At 48.3% G+C, this 12,056-nt stretch carries 10 protein-coding genes; 4 read left to right on the plus strand and 6 right to left on the minus strand.

Annotated features, from left to right (window positions below; translation table 11 throughout):
- From EOJ37_RS14685 to yfbV, 3 genes are all read right to left on the minus strand, one after another.
- The coding region (locus tag EOJ37_RS14685; RefSeq protein WP_206194053.1) for a hypothetical protein at nucleotides 1-278 on the minus strand (278 nt) is incomplete at its 3' end.
- A 456-nt stretch (nucleotides 279-734) separates the two neighbouring features.
- On the minus strand, nucleotides 735-1,229 hold the full coding sequence (locus EOJ37_RS11580; protein WP_127960070.1) for a YfbU family protein: 495 nt from the start codon (nucleotides 1,227-1,229) through the stop codon (nucleotides 735-737).
- 67 nt (nucleotides 1,230-1,296) lie between these two features.
- The gene (gene yfbV, locus EOJ37_RS11585) at nucleotides 1,297-1,752 is read right to left on the minus strand and encodes a terminus macrodomain insulation protein YfbV (protein ID WP_127960071.1); all 456 of its coding nucleotides are present in this window, start codon (nucleotides 1,750-1,752) and stop codon (nucleotides 1,297-1,299) included.
- 545 nt (nucleotides 1,753-2,297) lie between these two features.
- Between yfbV and ackA the strand changes: the two genes are divergently transcribed.
- Both ackA and pta read left to right on the plus strand, forming a co-directional pair.
- The gene (gene ackA, locus EOJ37_RS11590) at nucleotides 2,298-3,500 is read left to right on the plus strand and encodes an acetate kinase (RefSeq protein WP_127960072.1); all 1,203 of its coding nucleotides are present in this window, start codon (nucleotides 2,298-2,300) and stop codon (nucleotides 3,498-3,500) included.
- A gap of 93 nt (nucleotides 3,501-3,593) precedes the next feature.
- Nucleotides 3,594-5,750: a phosphate acetyltransferase gene (gene pta / locus EOJ37_RS11595; protein WP_127960073.1), complete on the plus strand. Its 2,157-nt coding sequence runs from the start codon at nucleotides 3,594-3,596 to the stop codon at nucleotides 5,748-5,750.
- Nucleotides 5,751-5,972: 222 nt separating this feature from the next.
- Here pta and groL read toward each other — a convergent pair whose 3' ends face one another.
- The 3 genes from groL to EOJ37_RS11610 all read right to left on the minus strand — a co-directional run bounded on the left by groL (nucleotide 5,973) and on the right by EOJ37_RS11610 (nucleotide 8,657).
- The gene (groL, locus tag EOJ37_RS11600; protein WP_127960074.1) at nucleotides 5,973-7,616 is read right to left on the minus strand and encodes a chaperonin GroEL; all 1,644 of its coding nucleotides are present in this window, start codon (nucleotides 7,614-7,616) and stop codon (nucleotides 5,973-5,975) included.
- Nucleotides 7,617-7,669: 53 nt separating this feature from the next.
- A complete protein-coding gene (locus EOJ37_RS11605; protein WP_127960075.1) occupies nucleotides 7,670-7,963 on the minus strand; it encodes a co-chaperone GroES in 294 nt (97 codons plus the stop codon).
- A gap of 211 nt (nucleotides 7,964-8,174) precedes the next feature.
- Nucleotides 8,175-8,657: an FxsA family protein gene (locus EOJ37_RS11610; protein WP_127960076.1), complete on the minus strand. Its 483-nt coding sequence runs from the start codon at nucleotides 8,655-8,657 to the stop codon at nucleotides 8,175-8,177.
- Between the two features lie 374 nt (nucleotides 8,658-9,031).
- Here EOJ37_RS11610 and aspA point away from each other — a divergent pair, with 374 nt between their 5' ends.
- Entirely contained in the window at nucleotides 9,032-10,471 is a 1,440-nt protein-coding gene (gene aspA, locus EOJ37_RS11615) for an aspartate ammonia-lyase (protein WP_127960077.1), read from the plus strand.
- A 128-nt stretch (nucleotides 10,472-10,599) separates the two neighbouring features.
- A complete protein-coding gene (locus tag EOJ37_RS11620) occupies nucleotides 10,600-11,901 on the plus strand; it encodes an anaerobic C4-dicarboxylate transporter (protein WP_127960078.1) in 1,302 nt (433 codons plus the stop codon).
- Nucleotides 11,902-12,056 lie beyond the last annotated feature (155 nt).

A 12,056-nucleotide genomic window follows, 5' to 3' on the forward strand; every position in this document is an offset into this window, starting at 1 on the left:
CGTGGCCCTAACCCAATGCTGTCGATGTTGGGGACGGCAAGCGATCGCCGGTAGCGGATGCTGTGATAACGGGATAACGGATGCTGTGATAACGAAGGGGGTGATAATGGATCGTGTGAAAACGGATCGTGTGGGCACACTGATCGCGTGTTGGTCGCGTGATCGTTGATGGGTGGCATCGTAAAGCGCTCCATTCCCTTCTCTCCCTGTCCGTAGCCCGACTGGCGGCGTTTTTCCGTTGGTGGTGTTTGGTCACAGTGAATCGCTAAAAAAGTCACCCGCTCCTGGGGGGTGTTTATTGCTTACCATGCTGTTATTTTCTCGCCACAATGTCAATAATTACTTATTTTTCATAAGATAAAATGTACTTTTTGTGTTTATGTGCGCTTTTTCACTGGGCGCGGGTTAGTTCCGCTTATGACTGATTGTTTTTTAACTTTTTATTTGCCTGCCAGGCACGGAGAATTGCCCGTTATCGGTACAATTAAAAAGACTATTGTGCTGATTTATATTTTATTTCTTAAGTATTTCACTGTTAAGAAAATAAATAATCAACATCAATATCGCTATTGTAGCCAGTGTTGATCAACCTATCACCATTGTTAATGTAATGCTGCTATCGCGTGCAGTGTGCGCTAGCAGCAGCATCAGTGGTTGGTGTAACCGCTAACCTGTGCTGGCTTTTCAGCCAAATCAGCGGGAACGGGAACTGTGGTAGATTGCTTGTGGTTCAGTTAAGCATTAATGATTTGTGTGATCTCCACTGCACTTAGATGATACTGACGCGGACAGGAGAACCAGATTGACAGCATCCGCTGATATTTTTCCCACATTCTGGTTTGCGCATTGAAACCATGGCTGCCAGAGTCAAAATGGGTATAGCGCCCTTCGGTATTAACCAGAAATCTGACATAACTGAGATAACGTGCTTCGGTGGCAGCATCAAAGCCGAGAAAGGCCAAACGGCGTTGATCAATCCCCTCTGGCTGTTTCAGGTTTTCCCAAGAAACCTGCAAAGCATGGTGCATCTCCATGATGTTGATGATAGTACGGCACACCTCTTCACTCATTTCACCAAAATCACGATCTAACTCACGCATTTGTAAACCAAAACCACGCTCAATGATGGTTTGTAAACGGCGATAACGTTCTGCATTGTCTGGATCAAGCATCGTCATGATTTTGTATTGATTAGACAGGATCAGACGTTGTGCATTTGTCATTTCCATCTCATGTTCCTCTTTCTGTGCTATATCACATGATGGCATGGCTGCTTGGCAGCCTGGTGTTGACGGATCAAAGATCATCTAAAAAAGTGGCATCAAGCTGTTTGAAGGCTCGTTTCAAAATGTCCGCCAGTGATTGATAGGTCGGCGTCCCCTCTAACGGGGTTAACGTCTGACCTGCATCGACCAGTTTACTGCGCAACGTATAAAACCACGAGAGTAGACTTGGTGGTAGTGGGGTTATTGCACGTTTGCCTAACCACCATAATCCCTGCATTGGCAGGCTACAGATAAACAGTGTCATGGTAATGGCTGCCGCCAGTTGATCAGCAAAGGCAATTTGCCAGGCTAAGGTAAATGCAGCTAACGGAGGAGCGGCACGCAAAGCAAAACGTGTCGCATGTGCAATGCGGTTTTCTGGAAACACCGCTATCAGCCGTTTATCGGTCGGCCAGGTTTTCATATAGTGTTGACCAAGGCGAAAGATTTTTAACCAACTCGGAGGGCTAGCGGGGCTGTTCGTCATTCTCTCTTTTTACTCCAACTGAACGCGATGTGGACAATTACACCAGTAAACAACAACTAATTTTTAACTTTTAAATTTATTTTGTATTTATACCCTGCTCTCGGTATCCTAGGCTGCCCTTGTCGCCGCAACGGATGGATGACGAAACGGTGTCAACTTCTGCGCTAGCTCGCGTGTAGCCTCTGGTCTGCGTGAGGTAACACGTTTGGTGCCACCGAAGAGAAAAATGCATCAGCTAATCTACCGAGCGGTCAATGGCGGGTTACCATTATGTTTTCTGTGATTGGCATGATGTTAATCATAAATGTCAACGACATTCTGCGCTACGCTGCCTGTCCCGTTGACAGTTTATACCCAAAGTAGTTCAAATGGCTGCCAACTGGCAATAGTGAGCGATGAAGTTAAGTCGATATGCGGTTAACCTGGAACAATCATCGACGAGCTGCTTTTGTCAATAACCAGTCGTTTGACGGGCAACGGGTCTGTTTACCAATGTGTTTGGGGTCACCCATAATACCAACACCAACTATTAAGTAGGTACTTCAATGTCGAGCAAGCTAGTACTGGTTCTTAACTGCGGCAGTTCTTCTCTGAAATTTGCCATCATCAACGCAACCAACGGAGAGGAGTCGCTCTCTGGTCTGGCAGAGTGCTTCCACCTTCCTGAGGCCCGCATCAAATGGAAAATGGATGGCAGCAAGCAAGAAAAACCCTTGGGCGCCGGTGCAGCACACAGCGAAGCACTGAACTTCATTGTTAATACCATTCTGGCAGAAAAGCCAGAACTTTCTGCCCAACTGGTTGCGATTGGTCACCGTGTGGTACAAGGCGGTGAAAAGTTTACCTCTTCGGTTGTCATCAACGATGAGGTTCTGCAAGGGATCAAAGATTCCATCCCATTTGCCCCGCTGCATAACCCTGCCGGGTTGACCGGTATTATGGAAGCGTTTAAAGCATTCCCGCACTTGGCAGATAAAAACGTCGCCGTGTTTGATACCGCCTTCCACCAAACTATGCCAGAAGAGTCGTATCTCTATGCCCTGCCCTATAATCTCTATCGTGAGCATGGCATCCGCCGTTATGGCGCACACGGCACTAGCCACTTCTACGTTACCCAGCAGGCAGCAAAACTGCTGGATAAACCTGTTGATGAAGTCAACCTGATCACGTGTCATCTCGGTAATGGTGCTTCAGTTACTGCGGTGCGTAATGGTAAATCGGTCGATACCTCGATGGGGCTGACACCACTTGAAGGTTTAGTGATGGGCACGCGCAGTGGTGATATTGATCCGGCGATCATTTTCCATCTGCATGATGCACTCGGTATGACTATCGACCAGATCAACACTATGTTGACCAAAGAGTCCGGTTTCTTGGGGCTGACCGAAGTGACCAGTGACTGCCGCTATGTTGAAGACAATTACCAAACTCAGGCAGATGCCAAGCGTGCAATGGATGTGTTCTGTCACCGTTTGGCCAAATACATCGGCGCTTACAGTGCGTTGATGGAGGGGCGTCTTGATGCGGTGATCTTCACGGGTGGCATTGGTGAAAATTCAGCACTGGTGCGTGAGTTAGTGTTGAATAAACTGGGTTTGTTAGGTTTTGAAATTGACCAAGAACGCAACTTGGCTGCACGTTTTGGCAAATCTGGCAATATTACCAAGCAAGGGTGTCGCCCGGCGCTGGTGATCCCAACCAATGAAGAGTTGGTGATCGCGCAAGACGCGTTCCGCCTTACTGTTTAATCGTCTCAGCACTGCCAGCACCGACTGGCAGTGTGATACGCACTGTCACAGCCCGCACCATTGCGGGCTGAAAATCGTGAAGAGGACCATTCTGTGTCACGTACAATTATGTTGATCCCCACCGGTATTAGCGTTGGTCTAACTAGCGTCAGTCTGGGTGTCATCCGCTCGATGGAGCAAAAAGGTGTTCGCCTGAGTGTGTTTAAACCTATCGCTCAGCCACGCAACAACGAAGAGTCTCTTGATCAAACTACCGCCATTATTCGCAGTAACTCCAGCATTCCGACCGCTGAACCGCTGCGCATGAGTTACGTTGAAAGTCTGTTAAGCTCCAATCAGCAAGATGTGTTGATGGAAGAGATTGTTGCTCGTTATCACGAAAACACCCAAGATGCCGAAGTGGTGTTGATCGAAGGATTAGTACCTACCCGCAAGCAGCAGTTTGCCAATGCGCTGAACTACGAAATTGCCAAGACGTTGAATGCGGAAATCGTGTTTGTGTTGGCACTTGGTAACGACTCCCCTGCTCAGCTCAAAGAGCGTATCGAATTGGCGCGTAGCAGCTTTGGCGGTAGTAAAAATAAAAATATCACCGGTGTTATCATCAACAAGCTAAATGCTCCGGTTGATGAACAAGGGCGTATGCGTCCTGATCTGTCTGAGATTTTTGATGATAGTAAAGCCAGTGCGGTGAATATCGATCCAGCACAACTGTTTGCTAACAGCCCATTGCCTGTGTTGGGCTGTATCCCGTGGAGCTTTGATCTGATCGCTACGCGTGCAATTGATATGGCTCGGCACCTGAAAGCACGCATCGTCAATGAAGGTGACATCATGACCCGCCGTGTGCGTTCGGTCACCTTCTGCGCGCGCAGCATTCCACATATGTTGATGCATTTCCGCCCCGGTTCGCTGCTGGTGACTTCCGCAGACCGTCCCGATGTGCTGGTTGCCGCCTGTTTGGCTGCGATGAATGGTATCGAAATTGGTGCCATCCTGTTAACCGGTGGTTATGAGATCGATGAGTCGATCAAAAAATTGTGTGAACGTGCCTTCGCGACCGGTTTGCCGGTATTTATGGTAGATACCAATACTTGGCAGACCTCACTCAGCCTACAGAGCTTCAACCTTGAAGTACCAGCGGATGATCACCAACGTATTGAGCGTGTGCAGAACTACATCGCCAGCCACATTAATGCTGAGTGGATTGCATCACTGACAGCAACCTCTGAGCGTTCGCGTCGTCTGTCACCGCCAGCATTCCGTTACGAATTGACCGAATTGGCGCGTAAAGCCGGTAAGCGTATTGTGTTACCTGAAGGCGATGAACCACGTACCGTGAAAGCCGCCGCTATTTGTGCTGAACGTGGTATTGCTGAGTGTGTGCTATTAGGTGATCCACAAGAGATTGAACGCGTTGCTGCGGCACAAGGGGTGAAACTGGGCCAGGGTATCACCATTGTTGATCCTGTGGCCGTGCGTGAACTTTACGTACCGCGCTTGGTTGAGTTACGTAAGAGCAAAGGGATGACCGAAGTGGTCGCACGCGAACAACTGGAAGATAACGTGGTGCTTGGCACGCTGATGCTGGAGAAAGGTGAAGTTGATGGTCTGGTTTCTGGTGCCGTGCATACCACCGCCAACACCATCCGCCCTGCACTGCAACTGATTAAAACCGCTCCGGGTAGCTCGCTGGTTTCGTCAGTGTTCTTCATGCTGTTGCCTGATCAGGTTCTGGTCTATGGTGACTGTGCGATTAACCCTGATCCCACCGCTGAACAGCTGTCTGAGATTGCCATCCAATCTGCAGACTCTGCCGCTGCGTTCGGTATTGAGCCGCGTGTTGCGATGATCTCCTATTCAACCGGTAACTCTGGTGCTGGCAGTGATGTTGAGAAAGTGCGCGAAGCGACTCGCTTGGCACAGCAGAAACGCCCAGACCTGATCATCGATGGTCCCTTGCAGTATGACGCAGCCATTATGGCCGATGTTGCGCAATCAAAAGCGCCAAACTCGCCAGTCGCGGGTAAAGCAACGGTGTTTATTTTCCCGGATTTAAATACCGGCAACACCACCTATAAAGCCGTACAGCGCTCAGCCGACTTAGTCTCTATCGGCCCAATGCTACAAGGGATGCGTAAGCCGGTTAACGATCTGTCACGTGGTGCGCTGGTTGACGATATCGTTTACACCGTTGCACTGACAGCTATTCAATCAGCACAGGCGGCGAAAGCAGCACAACAACGCTGATCTTCGCATTGATACGCCTGAACAAAGGCATTAACAAAAAAACCGCCCTGTTACCACGGCGGTTTTTTTTATCTGCCAGCTCGCGGTTGCTAGCCTGGCAATGGTATTAAGTGCGACGACTACTGCGCGTCGGTGACACGTTACAGTGTCACCGACCGCATGATTGACCTGAAACTGTTCACTAACTGAGATCACGTCAAGGTCAACTGTCGCCGAGCGGGATTACATCATACCGCCCATGCCACCCATGCCGCCCATTCCAGCAGCGCCCATGTCAGCCTTCTCTTCTTTCGGCAGATCAGCCACCATGCACTCGGTGGTGATCATCAAACCAGCAACAGAAGCAGCAAATTGCAGTGCTGAACGGGTTACTTTGGTTGGGTCCAGAATACCCATTTCGATCATGTCGCCATACTGCTCGCTGTACGCGTTGTAACCAAAGCTGCCTTCGCCAGCTTTTACTTTGTTAGCGATCACAGAGGCTTCTTCACCTGCGTTGATAACGATTTGACGCAGTGGTGATTCCATCGCACGCAGAGCAACTTTGATACCCACGTTCTGATCTTCGTTATCACCTTTCAGGTTAGCAATCTTACCCGCAACACGGATCAGCGCGACACCACCACCAGCGACAACACCCTCTTCCACCGCAGCACGAGTTGCATGTAACGCATCTTCAACACGCGCTTTCTTCTCTTTCATCTCGACTTCAGTTGCAGCACCGACTTTGATCACTGCGACACCGCCAGCCAGTTTAGCCGCGCGCTCTTGCAGTTTTTCACGATCGTAGTCAGAAGTTGCTTCTTCAATCTGTTGGCGGATCTGGGCAACACGGCCTTGGATTGCTGGCTCTTCACCCACACCGTCGATGATGATAGTAGTATCTTTGTTGATCACCACACGTTTTGCCTGACCCAGATCTTCCAGAGTGGCTTTTTCCAGCTCCAGACCGATCTCTTCAGAGATCACAGTACCGGCTGTCAGGGTAGCGATATCTTGCAGCATCGCCTTACGACGATCACCGAAACCAGGTGCTTTAACCGCAGCAACTTTGACGATGCCACGCATACTGTTCACCACCAGGGTAGCCAGTGCTTCACCTTCAACATCTTCAGCGATGATCACCAACGGTTTGCCTGCTTTAGCAACGGCTTCCAGCACTGGCAACATTTCGCGAATGTTGGAGATTTTCTTGTCAACTAACAGAATGAATGGGCTGTCCAGTTCAATTGAACCCGTTTCTGGTTTGTTAACAAAGTACGGTGACAGGTAGCCACGGTCAAACTGCATACCTTCAACCACATCCAGCTCGTCTTGCAAGCCAGTACCTTCTTCAACGGTGATAACACCCTCTTTGCCAACTTTTTGCATTGCTTCTGCAATCAGTTTACCCACGGTTTCATCTGAGTTAGCCGAGATGGTGCCTACTTGAGCAATGGCTTTTGAATCTGCACAAGGAACAGAGAGTTTTTTCAGCTCTTCAACCGCCGCGTTGACTGCTTTGTCAATGCCGCGCTTCAGATCCATCGGATTCATACCCGCAGCAACTGCCTTCAGACCTTCAGTAACAATAGATTGTGCCAATACGGTTGCGGTGGTAGTACCGTCGCCTGCTGCGTCGTTCGCTTTAGAGGCCACTTCTTTCACCATCTGTGCCCCCATATTCTCGAACTTGTCTTCCAGTTCGATTTCACGCGCGACAGAGACACCATCTTTAGTGATCGAAGGCGCACCGAAAGATTTATCGAGTACTACATTGCGGCCTTTCGGGCCCAGGGTGACTTTTACCGCATCAGCGAGCACATTTACGCCACGGAGCATTTTCACACGTGCGTCATTGCCGAATTTTACGTCTTTAGCTGCCATTTATTATTTCCCTTCAACTTGTTCAGTTCAGAAGATATATAGATAAAGCGAAATTACGCTTCAACAATTGCCAGAATGTCACTTTCAGACATGATCAATACTTCTTCATTATCGATCTTCTCTGCTTTCACGCCGTAACCGTCGTTAAAAATCACGATGTCGCCAACCTTCACATCCAATGGCTGGATGCTACCGTTTTCCAGAACACGTCCTTTACCAACGGCTACCACTTCACCACGAGTAGATTTACCCGCTGCAGAGCCAGTCAGAACGATGCCGCCAGCAGATTTTGATTCAACTTCTTTACGCTTGACGATAACGCGGTCATGCAATGGACGAATACTCATTGAACGCTCTCCTTTTAAGAAGGTCTGTACCAAATTTAGGTTTGCAAACTTTAGGTTTGCCCACCGGACTTAGGGATGCCGGTTGTGCACAATCTAAAATGGGGTCACTCAACTCCCCTTCAAGGGGCAACATCAAAAAAAATTTCAACTTAGCGATAAAGCGCGCGTCAAGCTGAAAGCCGCTATTTCAAAGCGGCTACAGCACAGCGGCTCAAGGTCGGTCACTCTTGTCGCGTGGCTCAGATTTTTGCTCTAGGCCATGAGCATCTTCCGCTTTACGCTGAAACTCACCTTCGAAGGTTTCGCCAGAATGGCGCTCACTGTGAGTGTTTGGGCGATAAACTCGCAAATTTGGCATCAACTTGAGCACCAACAACTTTTGCACCAACGGCAATAGCAGCAGCAGACCAAGCAGATCAGTAAAAAAACCGGGGATCAACAGCAGAATACCCGCCAACACCAAAGAAACACTTTTTACCATCTCCGCAGCAGGGCTTTCTCCAGCCACTAGCTTTTGCTGCATCTGCATTAACGTTCTAATACCCTGATTTTTGACTAACGAAACACCAACACAGGTAGTAAACACCACCAATAGCAACGTTATTGCTACACCCAAAATCTCAGCTACTCTGATAAATAAAGAGATCTCAATGTAGGCCAATAGAAATATTAACAGCAGTGGGAACCAGCGCACCGGTCTCTCCTCGGGTTGATAGGGGGGACTACTACAATGAGGGCAATCTGTTCTGTTTTCAACTGCATTGATTCACACACCAGCAATAGCGCGTCGTGAGAATAGCGCTCAATACGGGTATAACGGGCAACAGTTCACTGACATCAACTGCACGAACTGAGATTAAAACGAGATCTCAATCACAAAAACAAACAACAGCCATTTTTGGCTGTGCAAGATAGTGATCTATGTTCACTCATTTATTCCTAAACAGCATATGATCCGGATAGCGTCGGTTGCTACGATTTATACTTTTGCCACCAATGCATTACGCGAAACAATTTTCTTTTTAAACAAATAGTTAACTTGATGGTAACATTTTAGAGAAGGTTCTCATGTCAAACAACTTTCGTATCGAAGAAGACCTGCTAGGGACACGTGAAGTCCCCGCAAATGCCTATTATGGTATTCATACCCTGCGTGCGATTGAGAATTTTTATATCAGCAGCAGTAAAATCAGCGACGTACCAGAATTTGTGCGTGGTATGGTGATGGTCAAAAAGGCCACTGCAATGGCCAATAAGGAACTGCGAACCATTCCACGTAAAATCGCCGATGTGATTATTCAGGCTTGCGATGAAGTGTTGGAAAAGGGACGCTGCATGGACCAATTCCCAGTGGATGTATTTCAGGGCGGTGCGGGTACTTCATTGAATATGAACACCAATGAAGTGTTGGCAAATATCGGTTTGGAACTGATGGGACACCAAAAGGGGGAATATCAGTATCTCAACCCAAATGATCATCTGAACAAGAGCCAGTCCACCAACGATGCGTACCCTACCGGTTTTCGTATTGCAGTTTACTCGGCAAACCAGAAATTGATTGAGGCGATTAATCACCTGCGTGAGGGTTTTGAGCGCAAAGCCGAAGAGTTCGCCGGTATTCTGAAAATGGGACGGACGCAATTGCAGGATGCGGTGCCAATGACCTTGGGGCAAGAGTTTCATGCCTTCAATGTATTGCTGAAAGAGGAGATCCGTAGTCTACAGCGTAATGCTGAGCTACTGCTTGAGGTCAATTTAGGTGCTACCGCAATTGGCACCGCATTAAATACCCCAGAAGGCTATCCACAGTTGGCAGTGCAAAAATTGGCTGAAGTGAGCAAATTGCCGGTAGTGCCAGCGGAAGATTTGATTGAAGCGACTTCAGACTGTGGTGCTTATGTGATGGTACATGGTGCATTTAAGCGTCTGGCAGTGAAACTGTCTAAAATCTGTAATGACCTGCGTCTGCTCTCTTCTGGCCCTCGAGCTGGTTTAAATGAGATCAATTTGCCTGAATTACAGGCAGGCTCTTCAATCATGCCGGCCAAAGTTAATCCCGTGGTACCTGAAGTGGTTAATCAGGTCTGTTTTAAGGTGATCGGCAACGATACTTGCGTTACCATGGCAGCCGAAGCTGGGCAACTGCAACTGAATGTGATGGAGCCTGTGATTGGCCAAGCGATGTTCGAATCAATCCATATTCTGACCAACGCTTGCTACAATTTGCTCGAGAAGTGTGTTAACGGCATCACGGCCAATAAAGAGATATGCCAGCAATATGTATTTAACTCGATCGGTATTGTCACTTATCTAAATCCATTTATTGGTCACCATAACGGTGACATTGTTGGCAAGATCTGTGCGGAAACAGGCAAGAGTGTGCGAGAGGTGGTGCTGGAGCGCGGGCTGTTAACTGAAGCGGAACTGGACGACATCTTCTCACTCGAGAATCTGATGAACCCAGTTTATAAAGCAAAACGTTATACTGATGAAAATGATGATGAATAATAGCAGAAGGTTCATCCAGTAACCGCAAAAGCACGCTAATCTTACCAGATAGCGTGCTTTTTTCTTTATGGCGCCACAAATTGATAACTTTTTATTTTCAAAAAAATCATGTTAGAGGATGAAGCATCATGTTAGCAGTAGAATTAATCATTGTTCTACTGGCCATATTTTTAGGGGCCAGATTGGGCGGTATTGGGATCGGCTTTGCCGGGGGACTTGGCGTATTGGCATTAGCCGCTGTGGGTGTAAAACCTGGCAGCATACCGTTTGACGTGATTTCGATTATTATGGCGGTGATTGCGGCGATTGCCGCGATGCAAGTTGCGGGTGGCATGGATTATCTGGTACAGCAAACAGAAAAATTGCTGCGTAGAAATCCGAAGTACATCACCATACTGGCGCCGATTGTCACTTACTTTCTGACTATTTTTGCCGGAACAGGTAACATCTCGCTCTCTGCGCTGCCTGTTATTGCCGAAGTGGCCAAAGAGCAAGGGATCAAACCCAGTCGCCCACTCTCTACCGCAGTGGTTTCAGCGCAAATTGCCATTACTGCCTCGCCAATCTCTGCCGCTGTGGTTTATATGTCATCCGTGATGGAAGGGTTCAACATCAGCTATCTCACCATGCTGCTGGTGGTGATCCCCTCTACCTTTCTGGCAATCCTGCTGATGTCCCTGCTGGTAACCTGGCTGTTTAACGCCAAACTCGCTGATGATCCGGTCTATCAGCAGCGGCTAGAAGAGGGACTGGTAACACTGCGCGGTGATCGTGTCATTCAGATCAAACCCAGTGCCAAAGCCTCTGTATTACTGTTTTTACTCGGGGTGTTATCGGTGGTCGCTTATGCCATCGTGAATAGCCCAAGCATGGGGTTGGTTGCTAAACCGCTCATGAACACCACCAGTGCGATCCTGATTATTATGCTCAGTGTCGCCACCCTAATCACCATGATTTGCCGTGTCGATACCAGCATGATCCTCAACTCCAGTACTTTCAAAGCGGGAATGAGTGCCTGTATCTGTATCTTAGGGGTTGCCTGGTTAGGTGACACATTTGTACAAGCCAATATTGACTGGATTAAGTCCACTGCTGGCAGCGTGATCCAATCCCATCCTTGGTTACTGGCAGTGATCTTCTTCTTCTGTTCTGCACTACTCTATTCACAAGCCGCCACAGCGAGAGCATTAATGCCTTTGGCGTTGGCTCTCAACGTCAGCCCTCTCACTGCGTTGGCCTCTTTTGCTGCGGTTTCTGGTCTGTTCATCCTACCTACCTACCCGACACTGGTCGCTGCGGTACAGATGGATGATACCGGCACCACACGGATCGGACGGTTTGTCTTTAACCATCCATTCTTCATCCCTGGTACATTGGGTGTCATGTTTGCAGTTATCTTCGGCTTTCTCATCGGCGGCGTGATCCTGTAACAACCTTACGGGGGAGTAACTCCCCCGTATTTATGTACCACATCACAATATTACCTCTTGTTACACAATATAATAAAAAAGCGAATATTAGCACATTAGCAGTTGTAACACGCTGTTTGACCGTTTTCACACCGCTGACCCGCCTCTCCCACCAG

The organism is Serratia microhaemolytica (assembly GCF_004011885.1).
In the GTDB taxonomy this organism is placed as follows: Bacteria; Pseudomonadota; Gammaproteobacteria; order Enterobacterales; family Enterobacteriaceae; genus Serratia_G; species Serratia_G microhaemolytica.